The sequence below is a fragment of the Gammaproteobacteria bacterium genome (assembly GCA_009845905.1).
Lineage (GTDB): Bacteria > Pseudomonadota > Gammaproteobacteria > Steroidobacterales > Foliamicaceae > Foliamicus.
Window position 1 is genome coordinate 295551 of the sequence record VXYS01000006.1, and the last position, 19634, is coordinate 315184.

The following is a 19634-nucleotide window of genomic DNA, read 5'->3' on the forward strand; positions in this document are numbered from 1 at the left end:
TTGCACGGAGTCCGGGAAATGAAGCAATTCGTCCTGTGCACGCTGCTTTCTTCGGCGTGGTTCATGGTTGCCGGCGCGGCGCCGCAACCCGCGGAATCACCCGGAGCCGCGGACTATGTCCAATCCATAGCGGATTGGCGCGCGGAGCGGGAGGAGGAACTGAAAGGGCCGGACGGCTGGCTGAATCTGGCCGGGCTCTACTGGCTTGAACCCGGCGCCACGAGTATGGGGGCGGCGCCCGACAACGACATCGTGCTGTCGGGCTTGCCGGCCGCTCCGTACCTTGGCGCGTTTGTATGGGAAAACGGAATAGTCGAATTCAGGGCAGACCCGGGCGCGAAAGTCGTCAGCAACGGCGAACGGGTGACGCAGTTGCGCTTGGTTCACGATGAGGAGGGCGAACCCACCATCCTGACACACGGTTCGCTTTCCTGGCATGCGATCGGCCGCCTGGACCGGATGGGCGTGCGCTTGCGCGACCTGAACCACCCGGCGGTGAGCGCTTTCCCGGGAATACCGGTCTATCCCACCGACCCCGAGTGGCGCGTGGAGGCGCGATTCGAGCCCTATGCGCAGCCCGAGGAGCGCATTCTGACTACGGTTGTGGAAGGGTTGGGCTGGAATCCCACGGCCCCGGGCGTGCTGGCGTTCGAGTTTGGCGGTGAACCTTTGTCGTTGGAAGCCTATGCCGCCGGTCCCGGATTTCTGCTGATTTTCGCCGACCTGACCACGGGGAAGACCACCTATCCGGCGGGTCGCTACCTGTATGCCTTTGCGTCCCGCCGCGCCGGGGGAACCGTGACACTGGATTTCAACAAGGCCATAAACCCGCCGTGCGCCTTCACCGACTTCGCGACCTGCCCGCTGCCTCAGCGCCGTAACCGTTTGAAGGTGGCCATAGAGGCCGGCGAGCAGTACGCAAAGGGAAGTTTTTGATACCGGCTGTAAGATTTTCCCCGACGCGCTAAGGGGTGCTGGAAATGGCGAGACTCAACGCACTGAAATCAGAGGACGAACTGAGAGGGTATTTTCCCGTTTCAGTGGAGCGGGCCAAACTCAAGGTCCTTGACCGGCTCGACAAACACTGCGTCGACTTCATCGCCCATTCGCCGTTCCTGTGCAACGGCACCTCGCGCCCGAACGGTTGCGCCGATGTCTCGCCGCGCGGCGATCCGCCGGGATTCGTGCATGTGGCAAACGCTAAAACGCTGCTGATCCCTGATCGTCCCGGCAACAACCGCCTGGACACGATGAGCAACATCATGCACAACCCGAAGGTGGGCCTGCTGTTCTTCATTCCCGGCCTGGGCGAGACCCTGCGAGTGAACGGCGACGCAAGGATCATCGACGACGAGGCCGAGCTCGCCCGGTTCGAGTTCCGGCGCCACATCCCCAGGGTGGCGATCGCCGTCACCGTCAGGGAAGCCTTCGTGCATTGCGCAAAGGCCATCAGGCGATCCCGGCTCTGGGAGGAAGACGCGAAGATCGATCCGAAGTCATTCACGCGGATCGGCGACATCATTTCGGATCACATCCAGGGCCGCAAGTCCGGTGACGAGATCGAGGAGATCCTCAAGGAGAACTACCGCACCCAGATGTACTAGGGTTCGATTCTCCCGGACGCCAGGCTGGAAAAAGTGATTTCTTCTCACCCGGAGAGGACCCGGGAGCGGATTCGGTTGCTGCAGGCTTACGTGCGCGAACACCTGCTCTCCGGGAACGGCCGGTTCACTTGCGGCAGCTATTCGGAGTGCCGGGCGAGCCGGAGCGCGTTTCCGTTCCATCCGGGGCAGATGAGCCACGTGGGCAGGCATTACGACCTCGAGGTCGATGAACGGGCGATGCGCATTGTCGTGCTCGGGCAGGAATACGGGCAGGCCCGCGAGTGCGTCGATCTGGCGGGGCGCTCGGAAATGCTCGCCCGTTCCGCGGCCGCGGGCTTCCGGGGACGCAATCCGCATATGAAGGGAGTAACCTCGACGCTGCGACTGCTGCTGGGACGGGAGCTCGGCGACGACGAGGAGGGCGAACGCCTCCTCGACGGACATGTCTTCGATGGCTGCGCCCAGGTGAATTACCTGCTGTGCACGGCGTTGACGGCGCCCAGAAGCAGGGACGCGCACGGAGGGGGGCGGGGACACTCAAGCGTCGCGATGCAGCGCAACTGCGCCCCTCATTTTCTGCGCACGATGGAAATCCTCCAGCCGACGGTAATCGTGGTCCACGGCCTGGGGCTCAGGCGCTGGATGGCCAATGCCCTGCTGCTGCCGCCGGCGGGCGACACGTGGGAAACCGCGCGGATTGCCGGCAAGCCGGTGGATCTGCTTACATTCACGCATCCGTCCGCGGGCGGTCATTCGGGTTGGTGGGGGACAACCCCGCGAACCCGCTATCTGCGTGAGACGGTCGCGCCCGCGATCAGCGCCTTTCTGGAGCGGAGCTGAATCGGCTCAGGGTTTCGGCACGCCGCCGGCAAGCACCTCGCGGAACACTTCGGCATCGACGTTGCCGCCGGACAGGATCACGGCGGCGCGCTTGCCCCTCATCCGTTCCCGTTCCCGCATCAGCGCGGCGAACGCGGCGGCGCCGGCCCCCTCGGCGACGTTGTGGGTATTGCGGTACAGGATCCGCATGGCTTCAGCGATGTCTTCCTCGCCGACTTCGACAACGCGCGCGGCGCCGCGCCGCACGATTTCAAGAGGCTCGGCCATCGGCACCCGGCAGGCCATTCCGTCGGCAAAGGTGTCGGCGGAATCGGTCGCGATGATTTCGCCGGCCTCGAAGCTGCGGGCCATGGCAGGGGCGCGCTCCGCCACCACCCCGACGATGTCGGTCTTCAGCCGCAGCAGGTCGCGCGTACGAATCAGTCCGCAAATGCCGGAACCCATTCCGATCGGCACGTAGACCGTGTCGAGATCGGAGACCGCCTCGAACAGCTCCGCCGCATAGGTAGCCACGCCGCGCGCCAGGGCCGGATGAAACGGCGGCAGGAACAGGGCGCCTTCGGCTTCGACGCGGCGCGCCGCTTCCTGGCGCGCCTCTTCGTAGTCGTTGCCGAATTCGACCAGTTCCGCGCCCCAGCCGACCATCGCGGCGTTCTTCTCGGCGCTGTTGCCTTTCGGCGCCAGAACGGTGACCGACACGCCGTGCGGGACGGCCGCGAACGGGATGCTCTGGCCGTGGTTTCCGCGCGTCGCCGTAATGATCCTTTCCGGCATTGCGCCGGCGCGATCGAGTTCGTCCAGCAGCACCAGGCCGCCGCGCACCTTGAACGCGCCGGTGGGCGTGTGGTTTTCGTGCTTGACCCACACGTCGCAGCCGGCGTGGCGGCGCAGACCGGGCCACCGGTACTGCGGCGTAGGGGGCATGACCCGGGCGACGACGCGCCGGGCCTGCTCAAGTCCGTTAGAGTCAAACATGTTTTGGCCGCGCCGGCGCAATATATCAGAGCGATGAGAGGCAGGAGTCGATGAAGTCCCGGCCTTGCATGCAGGAACCGGCGCTTGTTGCCGGATTGTGCGCAGTTTTGGTCGGTGCGCTTTCCGTAGTTACGGCGGTGGGGGCACAGCAGGCAGATAACGATGCCGAAGAGAAGGAGGTGCTGGAGCTGGGGCGCCAGGTAGTCACCGGCTCGCGGATTCGGCGGATTGATGTGGAGGAGGCCCGTCCGGTCGTCGTGATTACCCGGGAGGACATGGAGTTGAGCGGGCGGGAATCGGTGGCCGACGTGCTCAGAAACAACCCGGTCAACACCCTGGGATCATCGCGCGAGCATTCGGGCAATGCCTGGATCGGCCAGGCTACGATCAGCGTTCACGGAATCGGCGCGAACCGCACGCTGGTGCTGCTGGATGGCCGCCGGATGCCGCGGTCGCCGGTAACGGCCAACCAGGCCGTCGATCTCAACATCATTCCGCTGGCGGCCGTGGAACGCGTCGAAATCCTCACCGACAGCGCCTCGGCCATCTACGGCTCCGACGCGATCGGCGGCGTCGTGAACATCATCCTGCGCAAGGACTACGAAGGCATGGAGGTCCAGGCATCGGCCGACCGGCCCACGCGCGAAGGCGCCGACGCGGAATCCGGGGTGCTGACGCTGGGCGGCGCCACCAATCGCGGGCGTTTCCTGTTCAGCGCCGATTTCCGCAACAAGCAGCACATCGCGTCGGCGGACAGGTTCTATACGCTGGGAACCACGGGCTACGAGGCCGGTGCCGCCGCGTATCCGAATGCGCCGTTTCCCGCCACCTGGTATGCCTGGGAGTACGCCGACAACGTGAGTTCATGGGGCAACACCATTTGGCCCCATCTTCTCGCTACGCCCAATTGCGAGCAGGTCGTGGATCCGGCCACGGGACAGCGGGTGCTGGCCGGGCCCTACATTGCCGCCAACGGCGAGGAGCACTGCGGATTCCACTACGCAAGCTCGGCCTGGGAAACAACCGACCTCGATCGTGCGAGCGTCTTTCTGCATGCGGATTACGAGCTTTCGCCGGAGCACGCGCTGCGCCTGCAGTCGATCTTCAGCACTCAGGACGTGCAGGGCCGTTTTGCGTCCCCGCCGGGCGACATCCCGCTGGACGAAGCGGCGGCCGCCGGACTGAAGCGTGGATTCGATTTCGAGGTTCCGTATCCCGAGCTGCTTCCCTACACGCTCCGGCATCGATTTGCCGGCATGGGCAACCGCGACTTCGAAGCCTTGCTCACGCTGTCCGAGACCGCACTGCTGGCCTACGGCAGCGCAGGCATGTTCCAGTACGAACTGGAAGCCCGGCACACCCGTTACGACGGTCGCGAGGACAGTTGCTGCTTCCCCAAGGCGTTCACGACCCTGGAGTACGTTTCGCAAGGCCTGTACAACCCGTTCGATCCCCTGCATCCGGGCAATGCCGGTGCCCTGGCCGCGATTGACGCGAATTCCACCCGCGATTCCCGCGCCGATTTCCGCTCCTGGAGCGGCAACGTGAGTTTCGACCTGTTCCGGGCGCCCGGCGGTCGCCTGGGCTGGGCCTTCGGGTTCGATTACTTCGACGAGCAGTACCGCGATATCTACGATCCCCTGAGCGCGGGCGGTGATCTGCTCGGCCGCGCCGGTGTCAGCGGCCGGGGTGAGCGCCGCATCCGGGCGCTGTTCGGTGAAGCGCTGGCGCCCCTGCTGCCCGACCTGGAGCTGAGTGCTGCGTTGCGCTGGGACCAGTATGACGATTCCGCCGGCAGCGAACTGAGTTCCTACCTGTCGGCGCGCTACCAGCCCATCGACTGGCTGTTGCTGCGCGCCTCCTGGGGCGAGGGCTTCCGCGCCGGCAGCATGAACAACCTCTATGATGGCGCTTCACTCTGGCTGCAGACGGGCTTCGACCTGGTGGAATGCCGCCGCGACGGCATCGCCCCGTCGGACTGCATCGAAGGGGAAGTTCCCACCTACACCGGCGGCAACCCGGCGCTCAGGCCGGAACTGTCCGACAGCTACAACCTCGGCGTTGTGGTGGCCTGGAACTCGCTCACGGCCCGCGCGGATTTCTGGAATGTGGATCTTGAGAACGGGATCGGACTGCCGCCCCTGCAGGGGCTGATCGGCCTGGAGTTCGAGGGGCAATGCCTCGACACCGGGCGGATCGAGAACACGCGCTATTCGGCGACACCGGCGGCGATCGTCCAGTGTGGCAGCGGCAGCCTTCTAAAGCGCGATCCGGCCACCTGGGCCTTGCTGGAGGCCGACGTGTTCTGGGACAACACCTTCCGCGCGCAGTTCCGCGGCGTTGACCTGCAACTGATCTATGACCTGCCGACCGCGAGGCTGGGCGACTTCCAGTTTCGGGCCCACGCGGCGACCATCCTCCGTCTTCGGACCCGCTCGCGGACCGCCGCGGACTGGAGTTCGGGCCTGGGCGCCATCGCCGGGGCCGCCGCGGCCGCCGGCGCCCGGCCGTCGGACCGCAGTTCCGCGGTCATTATCTGGCGCTACGGCGATCACACCGTCTCCAGCTACATCCACTATGTGGGCGGGTTCGGCCTGCCGGAGGCCGAGTTCTCGATATCGGCGCACACCGAGTTCGACCTGTTCTATCAATGGTCCGCACCCTGGGACGGACGCATCACGGTGGGCGTGAAGAACCTTACCGACGAGGACCCGGAACTCGGCTCATTCCGCACGCCGCTGCCGCAGGCGTACAACCTTTACGGCCTCGACGGCCGCATCCTCTATGCGAGCTACCGCCAGTCGTTCTGACTAGCGATTCTGCTGTTTGTCGGCAGCGTTTATTCCGAACCGCTCGACCGCCTGCAGGGTCTCGCGGACGTCCGTCCAGCTTGTGTTGTGGTTGATGATGCAAAGCCGAAGCGAGAATATTCCGTGAGGAGACGCCGACGAGATGAACGCGCGGTCGTCCCAGAACATTCGGGCCAGTACTTGCCTGTTGATTTGTTCCCGGGATTCTTCATCCATGTCCGCGTCCCGCGGGTTGATGCGGAAACACACCACACCCAGTGACGCGGGACTGACCACTTCCAGTATTGAGCTGGCCTCCACGTACTCCTCCGCCCGGCGCGCAAGTCGCATCCCGTTTGCGACCGCGTCCCGAAACGCCGCCATCCCGAAGGTCTGAATCGACATCCAGACCTTGAGAGCGCGAAAGGAGCGGCTGAGCTGAAGCCCGCGATCGGAGAAGTTCGGATGATTCGCACCCCAGACGGTGTCCTGCAGCACGTCGTGGCGCACTTCGAATGCCTTCTCGAGCGTTCCGGGGTCCCTGACCAGCAGGCAGCCGGCCTCGTACGGCTGAAACAGCCACTTGTGCGCGTCCAGCCCTACCGAGTCGGCGCGCTCGATCCCACGCAGGACGGCCTTGCCCTCATCGCAGACGACCGCGAATCCGCCGTAAGCCGCGTCGACATGCAGCCAGATGTCCTCGGCTTCGCAATAGTCGGCCATTTCCGGCAACGGATCGATGGCCCCGGTGCTGGAGGCGCCGGCGTTGGCGCATACCGCCACCGGCGTGTAACCGGCCGCCCGGTCCTCGGCCACCTGGCGCACCAGCGCCGGCATATCGAGTCGGAATCGATCATCGCTGGGAACAACGCGCACGCACTCGCGCCGGATGCCGGCGATGATCGCAGCGCGATAGAACGCCGTGTGGCTCTGATCGCTCATATAGACGGTCGCGCGTTCCGGATGGTCCGCGGCTTCGCGCGCCGCCACGAAGGCGTCCAGGCTGGCGGCCGAACCGCCGCTGGTAAACAAGCCTCCCGCTCCCTCGGGATAGCCCAGCCACCGCCGGAACCATTCGATCACCACCAACTCAAGCTGGCTGGGGCCACTGGCTACCAGCCAGGTGCAGGCATTGATGTTGTAGCCGGCGGCGATGAAGTCGGCCAGCACGCCGGGCCAGGTAGTGGCTGAGGATACGAACCCGAAGGAGCGCGGATGGTCGAGCCTCAACGTATAGGGAAGAATCTCGCGGGCTGCGCGCTCGATCACCTCATCGCCCGGCCGACCCTGTTCAGGCGGCTCCTCCATCAGGGTTGCCAGCAGCCCTTCGCGGAACTCTCCGTCCCAGGCGCCCTCGCCGGGCAGGTTGTGAATCCTGTTGACGAGCAATTCCGCGGCCTGGCGCGCGAGATCCAGCATGGCTTCGGGAGCCATCTCGAGGCCGCTGACGCCTTCGCGGTCTGAGGTGGTTCGGCGATCGTTGCGTTGTGTCACGAGCTAAGGTCAGGGGTGGATGGAGTGCGGGAGTCAGGTCCGGAATCGGAGGAACAAGGCGGCTGCGGCAGCCATGAATAGCGGAATGGCGAATATAAAGTAGAGGTCGGGGCCTGTCCAACCGGTGTCGAGCAGCACGCCCGCTACCGTCGGCGCGGCCACGCCGCCCCATCTTCCTACCCCGATTGCCATTCCGGTTCCGGTCGTTCGCACTTCGGGGGGATACATCTGCGGCACCGCGGCATACGCTCCCATGATGCAGCCGGTGCCGAAGAGCCCTACCAGGAAGGCGAGCGCCAGTGCGGTAAAGAGATCTCCCGCGAGGGCGCCGAATGCAACCATGAACAGGCCGCCGATCAGGGCGTAGCCTGATTGCAGCCAGTTGAGCGGGATTCGCGACGCCATGAGTCCGAGCGCAATTCCGCCCAGGATCGCGCCCCCGTTGAGGAGGATGCCGCCGGAAAGGCCGGCGCCTTCGGAAAGGCCCGCATCGATCAATAGCTTGGGCGTCCACGACATGAAGAAATAGAACGCCAGAAGCGTGCAGAAGAAACAGACCCAGATCAGCAGTGTGTTGCGCGCCCGCCCGTGCCGGAAAAGGCTGTTCAATTTCGCCCTGGCGGGCTTTGCTTGCGTAACGGCGCCCAGTTCCCGGACCATGGTCTTGCCCATTCGCTTCAGCGTGCGGTTTACTTTTTCCAGGGTGTTCGGCGGCCTGCTGCTCAGCAGATAATCCAGCGATTCGGGCAGGAACGCCATCGCAACCGGGATCATCAGTCCCGAAAGTACTCCTCCGAAGACAAAGGCCCAGCGCCAGCCGTAGCCGAGAATGATCGGGGCGGCGACCATGCCCCAGACCATCGCACCGGCCGGAAAGCCGGCCTGCAGGATGATCAATGCCAGCGTGCGCCGGCGATCGGAGGAGTATTCGGACACCACGACCGTCAGGCTCGCAAGCATCGCGCCGATACCGAGCCCCGTGAAAAAGCGCAGTGCGATCAGTTGCGGGTAGTTCGCCGCCGCCGCCGAGGCCAGCATTCCCGCCGTAACCGCAGTCAGCGAAAGAAGCGTCATTCGGCGCCGTCCGTAGAGGTCGGCCAACGGCGCCAGGAACAGGGAGCCGAGAGCCATGCCGATGAGACTGGCGGACAACAGCCATCCCGTAACGGTCTGGCTGAGCGCCCACTCTTCCGCCACGAAGGGCGCCGTAAAGGACATGACCAGTACGTCGTAGCCGTCGAGCATGTTGATCGCCAGGCACACGGTTACCGCCAGCACCTGGAAGCCGCTCATCGGCGTGCTGTTGATCTGGTCCTGGACCGATTTCATTGCTGTTGCGGGAGTTATGTGAGGTCTTGCGCCAGCCGCACTTCGGCCAGGACTTCAGTCTCTTCTCCCGCACGCGCGGCTCCAATGACCATAATCGCACCCAGCTCCGGGTGTTGCGCCCTGGCGCCGTTGCGAATGTCGACACCGGGCGGCAACCGCAGACGGCGCATGCGCCGCTTGGGCCTGCCCCGGTGCTCCATGCGCGCGATGATCTCCTGTCCGACGTAACAGCCCTTGGTGAAACTGACCGCGCCGGACAGATCGAGGTTCAGCGAGTGCGCCAGGAACTTGCCGCTGGTTTCCTCATGGATCCAGGGCAGTTCCGCTTCGAGGTCGGCCAGCCGCCAGTCCTCAAGTGTCCAGCCGGAACCCGGAGCGCCTTCGACATTCGTCGGCGGTTCTCCCAGGAGCAAGGCCCTGTCACCGGTACCCGGCAGCCGTACGGCGCAATACGCTTCGTCCACCTTGCAGGCCCAGGCCTCTGCTCCCAGTGCCTCGATCCCCGCGCAGCCGAATACCCCTGGGGCCGAGAGCGTCCCGTCCTCGCTCCCTGGAGCCTGGTCCCAGCGTTCGATTCGAACCTTCGCGCGCAGGATGTAGCGGCCGAGGCCGTCAGCGCATGTTTGGGCCATCCCGGCCGGCAGTATCAGGAAGATCGCATCCTGCCAGTCGACGGCCACCATCAGGCACAGCACGCGTCCCTGGCGGTTGCACCAGGCTGCCGGAGCGGCCTGCGCAGGCGTGACGCCGCCCATGTCCTGGCTGAGCTGCCCCTGCAGGAAATCCACGCGGTCCTCGCCGCTGACCCGCAATGCGGCAAAGTCCTCCAGGCGCAATTGCCCGGACGGATGCGGGCTACAATTGCTCACCCTCAAGACCATCCTCCCCTAAGATTCAGTCGATGCCTTCCGCCGCCAACCGGCCGCTTTCGCCGCACCTGTCCGTATATCGCTGGCAGTACACCATGGCCCTTTCTATTCTGCACCGCTTCACCGGCGTTGTGCTCTCCATCGGCTCGGTGGCGTTGGTGGGATGCCTTCTGGCGCTCGCGTCGGGGCCGCAATGGGGCGGCAACCTGGAAGGCTTTTTCGGCCTGCGGATCGTGCGCCTGGCGGCACTGGGCTGGACGTACTGCCTCTTCTATCACTTCGCCAACGGCGTTCGGCACCTGGTCTGGGACATCGGCCGGGGATTCGAGCCCGGACACGCCCGGCTTTCCGGCTGGTTCGTGTTCCTGGCCTCGCTGGCCGCAACCGGGGCGTACTGGTGGTGGGGGCCGTTCGAGGGACGGATACTGTGAGTTTGCGCACTCCCCTGGGCCATGCGGAAGGACTCGGCTCGGCCGGTCATGGAACCGGGCACTGGTGGGCGCAAAGGATCAGCGCCGTGGCGCTTGTGCCGCTGGCGCCTTGGTTCCTTTGGCGGTTGGCATCGCTGCCCACCCTGCGATACGAAGACCTGTTGCATTGCTTCCAGGGACTGGGCAACGCCACCCTGCTGACCGCCTTCCTGCTGGCGCTCCTGTATCACTCCGAGCTGGGCGTCCGCGTGGTGCTCGAGGATTATGTGGGTGGCGGGTTGCGGGTGGCCGGACTGATCATTTCCAGGCTGGCGCATGTCGTCCTGGCGCTGGCCGGCCTGCTGGCGATCGCGCGCATTGTTACCCAGGTCTGAACGGCGAGGGGCCACGGGAATGCCGGGCGATTACACTGTAGTCGATCACACCTTCGACGTGGTCGTTGTCGGCGCCGGCGGTGCGGGCCTGCGCGCCACCTTCGGGTTGGCCGAGGCCGGGCTGGACACGGCCTGCATCACCAAGGTCTTTCCCACCCGCAGCCACACCGTGGCGGCCCAGGGCGGCATCAGCGCGGCGCTGGGCAACATGGGCGAGGACGACTGGCGCTGGCACATGTACGACACGGTCAAGGGGTCGGACTGGCTGGGCGATCAGGACGCGATCGAATACATGTGCAAGGAAGCGGCGCGCGCGGTCATCGAGCTGGAACATTACGGACTGCCTTTCTCGCGCACCGAGGACGGGCGCATCTACCAGCGCGCCTTCGGCGGCATGACCACGCATTACGGCGAGGGCCAGGCGGTACGCACCTGCGCGGCCGCCGACCGCACAGGCCACGCGATGCTGCATACGCTCTATCAGCAATCGCTGCGTCACGAAGCGCAGTTCTTCATCGAGTATTTCGCCGTCGACCTGATCATGGTCGACGGGGTGTGCCGGGGTGTCGTCGCGATCGACCTGGAGACCGGCCATCTGCACCGTTTCAACGCCCATCGCGTGATCCTCGCCACCGGAGGTTACGGCCGCGCCTACTACTCCTGCACTTCGGCGCACACCTGCACCGGGGACGGCAACGGCATGGTGCTGCGTGCCGGGTTGCCGTTGATGGACATGGAGTTCGTGCAATTCCATCCCACCGGGATTTTGGGCGCCGGCTGCCTGATCTCGGAGGGCGTGCGCGGCGAGGGCGGCTACCTGACCAACTCCGAGGATGAGCGCTTCATGGAGCGCTACGCGCCGTCCGCGAAGGACCTCGCCTCACGCGACGTGGTCAGCCGCGCGATCACGATCGAACTGCGCGAGGGGAGAGGGATCGGTCCGCGCAAGGAATACGTGCATCTCAACATCATGCACCTCGATCCCGAGGTGATCGCCGAGCGGCTGCCCGGCATCGCCGAAACGGCCAGGGTGTTCGCCGACGTGGACGTCACAAGGGAACCCATGCCGGTCGTGCCGACCGTGCACTACAACATGGGCGGCATACCCACTAACTATCACGGCGAGGCCCTGAAGGACAGGGACAACATCGCGCCCGGACTGCTGGCGGTGGGTGAGGCCGCCTGCGTATCGGTGCACGGAGCCAACCGTCTGGGCTCCAACTCCCTGCTCGACCTGGTGGTGTTCGGGCGTGCCGCCGCGCGCCGCTGCGCCGACACGCTGCTAGGTGAGGGTCCGCCACCGCCGCTTCCGGCCGGCGCCGGCGACGAGTCGATCGCCCATGTGGACCGGATCCGCCACGCCGATGGGTCGCGGCCCACCGCGGAGATCCGCGTGGAGATGCAGCGGCTGATGCAGGACCACGCGGCCGTTTTCCGCACCGGCGAAGTGCTGGAAGAAGGCGTGAACCGGCTGCGCGATACCCTGCAGAGTTTTTCCGACGTGAAGATCGCCGACCGCTCGCTGATCTGGAACACCGACCTGGTCGAGACGCTGGAGCTCGAGAACCTGCTGGGCCAGGCGATGGCGACTCTCGCGTCCGCCGCAGCCCGCGAGGAAAGCCGCGGCGCGCACGCCCGCGAGGACTTCCCGGGCCGCGATGACGAAAACTGGCTCAAGCACACGCTGTCGTGGGTTGACGAGAAAGGCAGGGCACGCCTGGACTTTCGCCCGGTGCAGCTTGAGACCATGACCGACGAGGTGGAAACCGTACCCCTCAAGCAGCGCGTCTACTGAACCCTGGGAGCGAGGGCGTCCCGCCCTCGGAGAAGCGGGACCGCCAGCCTTTTTCGCGATGAAACTCTTCCCGAACCCTGAAGAATTCGCGCACCGTTACGAGGCCGGCGAAAGCCAGGTCATGTGGACGACGCTGGTAGCCGATCTCGATACGCCGGTTTCGGTGTTGCTGAAACTGGCCGGGGATTCGCCGAACAGCTTCCTGCTGGAGTCGGTGGAGGGTGGCGAGGTTCGCGGGCGCTATTCGATCATCGGAATGAAGCCCGACCTCGTCTGGCGCTGCCGCGGGAACCGCGCCGAGATCAACCGCAGCGCGCTGACGCGCGCCGACGCCTTTGAGCCCTGCAGCGGCGATGCGCTGAGCGAATTGCGCGGGCTGATCGACGACTCGCGCATCGAACTGCCCGAATCGCTCCCGCCGATGGCTGCCGGCCTCGTGGGTTACATGTCGTACGACACCGTTCGGCTGATGGAGCGACTGCCTCGACCCAATCCCGACGTGCTGGGACTTCCCGACGGCGTGTTCGTCCGCCCGACGGTGATGGCGATCTTCGATTCCGTCAGGGACCTGGTCACGCTCGTGACACCGGTGCGCCCAGCCGAGGGGATCGCGGCTGATGCGGCCTACGACAGCGCCGTGAACACGCTGTCGGATGCGGTAGCGGACGTCGAGCAGGGCCAATACCACGCACAGGGCCGGCGTGGGGCCAGGCCGGGGCCGTCGGAGCCCTCGTCCAACCTGAGCCGCGAAGCCTTTTGCGGGATGGTCGACAAGGCAAAGGAATACATTGCTGCCGGCGACATCTTCCAGGTCGTGCTTTCGCAGCGGTTCAGCCTGCCGTTCGAACTGCCGCCGTTCGCCCTTTACCGCGCGCTGCGCCGGACCAATCCTTCGCCGTTCATGTATTTCCTCAACTTCGACGGATTTGCGATCGTGGGATCGAGCCCCGAGATCCTGGTGCGGTTGCGGGACGACACGGTTACGGTGAGGCCGATTGCCGGAACCCGCAGGCGGGGAGCGAACCGCAGCGAGGACGCGGCGCTGGCGCGCGAACTCCTGGCCGATCCCAAGGAGCGCGCCGAGCACCTCATGTTGCTCGATCTCGGGCGCAATGACGTGGGACGGGTGGCCAGGATCGGTTCCGTGAAGGTGACCGAGCAAATGGTCATCGAGCACTACTCGCACGTGATGCACATCGTCTCCAACGTGCAGGGCGAAATCGACGATCGCTACGGCGCGATGGACGCGCTGTGCGGGGCATTTCCGGCCGGCACCGTAAGCGGCGCGCCAAAGGTCCGCGCCATGGAGATCATCGACGAGCTCGAACCGGAGAAGCGGGGCGTTTACGCGGGTGCGATCGGCTACTTTTCCGCCAACGGCAGCATGGACACCTGCATCGCCTTGCGCACCGCGATCGTCAAGGACGGAACCATGTACGTGCAGGCGGGAAGCGGCATCGTGGCCGACAGCGACCCCGCGGCCGAATACGAGGAAAGCCGGAACAAGGCCAACGCCCTGATTCGCGCCGCCGAGGAGGCGGTGCGGTTCGCCGCACTGGACACGTAGGCGGAGGCAACCTAAAGTTTGGCGGGGGGCGGGTTTGCCGACTGGCGGACCCGGATCATAGTCAGGCGTGAGCAAGGCGTTTCCAGATGACATTGCGATACACGGTGGCCGGCCTTCCCATGCAGGCCTTCGGCGGGCAGGTCGATAACCATGTCGCGCTGAACGCACGCAGGGCCGGCCAGGCGGTACGGACGCTGCTGTCGGTGAACGAAGGAATCAGGATCGTAGTCCTTCCCGCGTACGTTCTCAGCGGCGGTTTCCGAGAAGTGGCAAAGGACCCGCAGACCGCGCTTCTGGACGAACTGGCCGCCTCTGCCCGGGAGCACGGAATCTATATCGCCGCCTCCGACCGGTTCCTATGCGGGCATACGGCGTTCCTGATCGGTCCGAACGGGGACTTGCTGCTCACGCAGACGGCCGTAGCCGAGCAGGGCGGCGACGTTTCCTATGCGGTGGCTTCAACGCCCATAGGCGACATGGCCTGTCTGCCCAGGGACGACGTCACCTTTCCGGAATACGTGCGAGCCTGCCTGTTCAGGGGCGCGGAGCTGATCCTCAATCCCGGCATCGAGATTCCCGATCACCGCGCCCGTGCGCGCCATCGTTCGCGGGCCGCCCGCTGCTGGGAGAACCATTGCGTGCTGGTTACCGCCGGTCTGACGGCCATCATCGACGAGACAGGGACAGCCCTGCCGGGCGAGCCGGTCACGGGGCTGGCCGAGGTATGGGAGCACAGCGGGGCGCTTCTGGCATCGTCAGGCGACGCGCCGGCCCAGGCGACGATCGACCTTTCTGCGCTTCGCCGGCGTAGAACGGAGCCGTGGATCAATTTCCCGGCGCAGCTGCGCTCCGACCTGTACGCGGAAATGTACGCGCGAGCCGCGGCCGATCCCGGACCGCCGGCGAATGACGATCAGGCCCTCGACGCGCCGGTCTACGACGTATTGCTGATGCAGTGCCATGAGGTTTTCGCCACCGGTCCGAACGACCGCGACCGGGTAATCGCCGACAACATGCGGCGCGGCCTCGGGGCGGCGCGCATGTTCTGTGCACGTCCGGAAACGCGCCTGGTGGTATTCCCCGAGTTCTTCCTGGCCGGGTCCACGCCCGGAGATCTGGACTACTGGGAGAAGATGGGCATCCGCGTGCCAGGCCCCGAAACGGATACGCTGGCCGAATTCGCGAAGGAAACGGACGTGTATCTGTGCGCGCAACTGATGGAATACGACGAGGACTGGCCGCGCCGCTATTTCAATACATCCATCATCATTTCGCCCCGCGGCGAGATTGTTCTTCGCTACCGCAAACTGCAGTGCGCGGACCTCAACGGGCTTTTGAACATCACCACGCCGGGGAACATCTACACGGCGTACGTGGAGAAGTACGGCTTCGACGGGCTGATCCCGGTGGTCGAGACCGAAATCGGCATGCTGGGCACGGCCATCTGCTTCGATTCGAACTGGCCGGAACTATGGCGCGGCATGGCGCTGAAGGGCGTGGAAGTGGTCTGCAATCCCACATCGGAGATTCACAGCGACCGCGTGCCCTACTGGTGGTCGGCCAAGCGCGCCCACGCGGCGGAGAACATGTATTACGTGGCGTGCGCCAATGCGGGCAGCGAACAGTTCACGCCGGATGCGCCCGTCACCCACATGAACCGCGGGCATTCCAGCCTGATCGATTTCAACGGCGAACTCGCGACCCACGCCGACGGGCCCGGAGTCATTCCGCAGATGGGCCGAATCGATCTCGGCGCGCTGCGGCGGGCCCGTGCATCGAAGGCCGAAAACGCCCTGGCCCGGTTTCGCCCGGACGCCGTCGTGCAGGCTTACAGGGAGTTTCCGGGCTTTCCGCTCGACTGTTTTCTCGACAGGCCGATGGAGCATGCAAGTGAAGGTCCGCCACTGGTGCGCCGGCAGATCGAGCGTCTGACCGAATCGGGTATCCTCAAGCCGCCACCCGCCAAGGCCGCATGAGAGAGTCCGCAGCAAGCCCGGATAACTTCACGATCGCCGATCCGGCGGTGCAGGAATGCCCCTACGACTACTACCGGGCCCTGCACCAAAGCGAGCCGGTCCACTACGACCCGAATACCGACCTGTGGATGATCGCGTCGTACGAACTGGCGGTGGAGGCCTTGAACAACTGGAAGGTCTTTTCCTCGGCCATCGACATGCGCAGGGACGTGGGCGGGCCGGACGCCTCGCCAAGCGACGCACTGTTCGAGAAGGAGGGCTACGTTGTCCACGACGTGCTGAGCCAGGTGGATCCGCCGCGGCACACGATATTCCGGAAACTCGTCGACCGCACGTTCACCGGCCCGGTCGTGCGGCGCATGGAGGATTACCTGACGCGCCATACGGAACAGCTCATCGACGGCTTCATCGACCGGGGCCGCTGCGACTTCTTCAATGAATTCGCCGTCCCCCTGCCGCTGGGCGTGATCGCGGACCAGCTCGGCGTCCCGAAGGAGGACATGCCGCGGTTCAAGACCTGGAGCGACGCCTTCATCGAGACGCTCGGCATCATGCTGAGCCCGGAGCGCAAGCTCGAATGCACGCGGCTGATCATCGAATACCAGCACTACTTCGTCGAGCGTATCGAAGAGAAAAAATCCAGGCCCGAAGACGACATCCTGTCCGGGCTGGTGGCAGCGCGGCATGACGACGGCAGCGAGTTGACGACCGAAGAAACGCTTGCCCTGGTGCAGCAATTGCTGGTGGCCGGTAACGAAACGACCCGCAATCACCTCGCCAAGTCGGTGCTGCTGCTTATCGAGAACCCGGATCAGCAGCAGGTCCTGCGCGAGGACCTCTCGCTGGTGCCCAATTTCGTCGAGGAATCGCTGCGGCTGGAGAGCCCGGTCCAGGGCCTGTTCCGCGTCACGACCGAGGATACGGAACTGGGCGGCTACGCAATCCCGAAAGGCGCCAAGATTTACCTTGCCTACGGCGCAGCCAATCGCGACGACCGCAAGTTTCCGCAGGCCGAAACGCTCAATGTCCGGCGCAGGAACGCCATACGGCACCTGGCGTTCAGCCACGGCATCCACAGGTGCATCGGCCAGATGCTGGCGCGCAAGGAGCTGGAGATCGCCATCGGGGCGATTCTCAGGCGGATGACGGACATCGCCCTGGACGAGGCTTATCCGCATCCCGCGCATGCGCCGAGTTTCATTCTCCGGGGCCTGACCAGCCTGCACATCACGTTCAGCAGGGCTGCGTAAGAACCGCGGAAACGGAGCAACACCATGGCATGCGTACTCGTGACCGGCACCAATCGCGGCATCGGCCTGGAATTTGTCCGGCAATACGCCGAGGCCGGCGACAGGGTGATCGCCTGTTGCCGCAATCCGGACACGGCGGACGATCTCCAGGCCCTGCGCGACGCGCATGCCGGCGCCATCACGGTCGAGCCGCTGGACCTGCTGGACTTCGGTTCCATCGACGCCCTGGCGGAGCGGCTCGACAACAGTCCTATCGATATTCTGATCAACAATGCCGGCGCCTTCGGACCGCGCAACGATGAGGCGACGGACCTGTTCGAGCGCCTGGAACACCAGTTGTTCGGCAATGTCGACTACGAGGCGATGGTGGACACGATCAAGGTCAACGCCGTGGCGCCGTTGAAGCTCGTTGAAGCGCTGCACGGCAACATCAAGGCCGGGGAAGGCAGGAAGGTGGTCTACATTTCGAGTTCAGCCGGTTCCATCGCCGGAGGGCTGGCGTGGAAGGCGCCGGCGGTGCCGATGATCTACACGACCAGCAAGTGCACGACCACGAAAGTGGCCATGCAGACTTCGATGGTGCTGAAAAACGACGGCATCACCACGGTGGCGCTGTGCCCGGGGCACGTCAAGACCCGGCTGGGCGGCCCCGAGGCGATGCTCGAGATCGACCAGTCGGTGTCGGCGCTGCGCGGCCTGATCGGCGGGCTGACCATGGCGGACAATGGCACTTTCCGGATGTTCAACGGAGAAACGGTTCCCTGGTAATGACCGCGAGCGGTCCGGCCGGCGTGCAGAACCCGAGCCTGTGGCGGCTTGCGGCGTTCGCCACGCCGTGTACGCCGTGCACGATCGCCTTCGTTCCACTGGTGCTGCTGCTGCCGGGGTTCTATGCCCAGATCCTCGGTTTCGATGTGGCTTCGGTAGGCGCGGCGCTGATCGTCGCGCGCCTCGTGGACGCGGTATCCGATCCCACGATCGGTTTTCTTTCCGACCGCACGCCTTCGCGGTTCGGCCGGCGCCGTCCCTGGATCCTGATCGGCGCGCCGCTGCTGATGCTGGCGGTATGGAACCTGTTCGTTCCGCGCGAGGAAGTCAGCTCGCTGGGCCTGCAAATCGGGATCATCCTGGTCTATCTGAGCTGGACCATGGTGTTCATTCCGCACCAGGCCTGGGGGGCGGAGCTGAACAACCGCTACGGCGTGCGCACGCGAATCAACGTGTTTCTGGCCCTGTTCAACACGCTGGGCGTTTTCCTCTGCCTGCTCATTCCGTTCTTTTTCCTGAGTCCGCAGAGCGCCGTGCTCAAGCAGAAGGTTTTCGGATGGGCCATGGACGGCAGGGTGGATGTTCCGGAGACGCTCGCCCGTATCCTGGCCTTCAGCGGACAGGGCGACGTGCCGTACCAGGACATCATGTTCCTCCTCGCCATTACCGTAATCGTGCTCCTGCCCATCTCCGTCGCGCTGTGCATGGGTTCGGCAAGGGAAGTGTCGAGAGCGCCGGCGCCGATCGACTGGTCGCAGACCCTGCGCCTGTTTCAGCGCAACAAACCGTTCGCCCGCATGGTGGCCGGCAATTTCTTCCTGCAGATCAGCGTCCAGTTATGGGTGGCCGCACAGCCCTTCTATCTCACCTACATCCTGGGCATGCCGCAGAATTTCCTGCTGCTGATCGTCATCATGCAGGGCTTCGCACTGATCGCCGTGCCGGCCTGGGGCGTCGTCGCCCGGCTCTTCGGCCGGGGCCGGGGGCTTGCCCTGGCGGGCGCATGCATGGTGCTGGGTTTCTTTCTTCTCAACGTGATTCCGCCGCAGTCTCTGCCTGCCGCGATCCTTCCCTACCTGCTCCTTGGAGCGGCCTCGGACGGCAAGTGGATGCTGCCCATCGGGCTGGCCTCCGACGCCTCGGACTATGACCACTGGAAGAACGGCAGCCAGGAGGCGGGCCTGCATCTGGCTGTTCTGTTCCTCACCAACAAGATCGGAATCGCGATGGGCGGCCTGACCCTCATCGCCCTGGGCCTGTTCGGCTTTCAGCCCGGCGCGCCGGACAATTCCGAGTCGGCCATCACGGCGCTCAGATACTTCTCGACCCTGGTGCCCCTGGCCTGTTCGTTCATCGGAATCCTGATCATGTGGAATTTCCCGCTAACGCCGAGAGTCCACGAAGCCCTGCGCCGCCGCCTGGAGCGCCGCGCTACTGCTCTGACGCAATAGATCAAGGAGACCCTCATGGACAAGGCCCCGCCCGGCAGTGCCGCCGACCGACAAACCCGTTGAAGCTACTCTTGCGTCAGGTTGAATTGACGCGTTAAGTCCGATCGGGCCCCAGCGGACGA

At 65.0% G+C, this 19634-nt stretch carries 16 protein-coding genes; 12 read left to right on the forward strand and 4 right to left on the reverse strand.

From position 1 onward, the window contains the following. The first annotated feature begins 18 nt into the window (after window positions 1-18). The 3 genes from F4036_06875 (at window position 19) to F4036_06885 (ending at window position 2444) form a co-directional block, all read left to right on the forward strand. A complete protein-coding gene (locus F4036_06875) occupies window positions 19-936 on the forward strand; it encodes a DUF1684 domain-containing protein (protein ID MYK37459.1) in 918 nt (305 codons plus the stop codon). 44 nt (window positions 937-980) lie between these two features. Beyond that, window positions 981-1604: a pyridoxamine 5'-phosphate oxidase family protein gene (locus F4036_06880; protein MYK37460.1), complete on the forward strand. Its 624-nt coding sequence runs from the start codon at window positions 981-983 to the stop codon at window positions 1602-1604. 75 nt (window positions 1605-1679) lie between these two features. Continuing rightward, on the forward strand, window positions 1680-2444 hold the full coding sequence (locus F4036_06885; protein MYK37461.1) for a hypothetical protein: 765 nt from the start codon (window positions 1680-1682) through the stop codon (window positions 2442-2444). A gap of 6 nt (window positions 2445-2450) precedes the next feature. On the opposite strand, the gene F4036_06890 is transcribed toward F4036_06885, so the two are convergent. Then, a complete protein-coding gene (locus tag F4036_06890; GenBank protein MYK37462.1) occupies window positions 2451-3419 on the reverse strand; it encodes a threonine dehydratase in 969 nt (322 codons plus the stop codon). Window positions 3420-3469: 50 nt separating this feature from the next. On the opposite strand from F4036_06890, the gene F4036_06895 reads away from it, so the two are divergent. Then, complete coding sequence (locus F4036_06895; GenBank protein ID MYK37463.1) at window positions 3470-6229, forward strand: TonB-dependent receptor; 2760 nt, start codon at window positions 3470-3472, stop codon at window positions 6227-6229. Here F4036_06895 and F4036_06900 read toward each other — a convergent pair whose 3' ends face one another. From F4036_06900 to F4036_06910, 3 genes are read right to left on the reverse strand one after another with little or no spacing between them, the layout of a single operon-like run. After that, window positions 6230-7702, reverse strand: coding sequence for an aminotransferase class I/II-fold pyridoxal phosphate-dependent enzyme (locus tag F4036_06900; GenBank protein ID MYK37464.1), 1473 nt, complete (start codon window positions 7700-7702; stop codon window positions 6230-6232). It lies immediately after the preceding gene. A gap of 33 nt (window positions 7703-7735) precedes the next feature. Then, window positions 7736-9031, reverse strand: a complete 1296-nt coding sequence (locus F4036_06905) for an MFS transporter (GenBank protein MYK37465.1) — start codon at window positions 9029-9031, stop codon at window positions 7736-7738. 14 nt (window positions 9032-9045) lie between these two features. Next, a complete protein-coding gene (locus tag F4036_06910) occupies window positions 9046-9912 on the reverse strand; it encodes a folate-binding protein YgfZ (protein MYK37466.1) in 867 nt (288 codons plus the stop codon). A gap of 20 nt (window positions 9913-9932) precedes the next feature. Between F4036_06910 and sdhC the strand changes: the two genes are divergently transcribed. From sdhC to F4036_06950, 8 genes are all read left to right on the forward strand, one after another. Continuing rightward, complete coding sequence (gene sdhC, locus F4036_06915; protein ID MYK37467.1) at window positions 9933-10331, forward strand: succinate dehydrogenase, cytochrome b556 subunit; 399 nt, start codon at window positions 9933-9935, stop codon at window positions 10329-10331. After that, window positions 10094-10705 carry a succinate dehydrogenase, hydrophobic membrane anchor protein gene (sdhD, locus tag F4036_06920; protein MYK37468.1) on the forward strand — a complete coding sequence of 204 codons (612 nt, stop codon included), beginning with the start codon at window positions 10094-10096 and terminating at the stop codon, window positions 10703-10705. The genes sdhC and sdhD overlap by 238 nt, the downstream gene beginning before the upstream one ends. Before the next feature lie 19 nt (window positions 10706-10724). Then, window positions 10725-12500 (forward strand): succinate dehydrogenase flavoprotein subunit, encoded by a 1776-nt coding sequence (locus F4036_06925; GenBank protein MYK37469.1) that lies wholly within the window; start codon window positions 10725-10727, stop codon window positions 12498-12500. Window positions 12501-12558: 58 nt separating this feature from the next. Further along, window positions 12559-14067, forward strand: coding sequence for an anthranilate synthase component I (locus tag F4036_06930; GenBank protein MYK37470.1), 1509 nt, complete (start codon window positions 12559-12561; stop codon window positions 14065-14067). A gap of 86 nt (window positions 14068-14153) precedes the next feature. Continuing rightward, complete coding sequence (locus F4036_06935; GenBank protein ID MYK37471.1) at window positions 14154-16043, forward strand: hypothetical protein; 1890 nt, start codon at window positions 14154-14156, stop codon at window positions 16041-16043. Then, window positions 16040-17293 (forward strand): cytochrome P450, encoded by a 1254-nt coding sequence (locus tag F4036_06940; protein MYK37472.1) that lies wholly within the window; start codon window positions 16040-16042, stop codon window positions 17291-17293. The genes F4036_06935 and F4036_06940 overlap by 4 nt, the downstream gene beginning before the upstream one ends. Before the next feature lie 24 nt (window positions 17294-17317). Next, the gene (locus F4036_06945; GenBank protein ID MYK37473.1) at window positions 17318-18061 is read left to right on the forward strand and encodes an SDR family oxidoreductase; all 744 of its coding nucleotides are present in this window, start codon (window positions 17318-17320) and stop codon (window positions 18059-18061) included. Further along, a complete protein-coding gene (locus F4036_06950) occupies window positions 18061-19512 on the forward strand; it encodes a hypothetical protein (GenBank protein MYK37474.1) in 1452 nt (483 codons plus the stop codon). Before F4036_06945 ends, F4036_06950 begins: the two co-directional genes overlap by 1 nt. The last annotated feature ends 122 nt before the right edge of the window (window positions 19513-19634 follow it).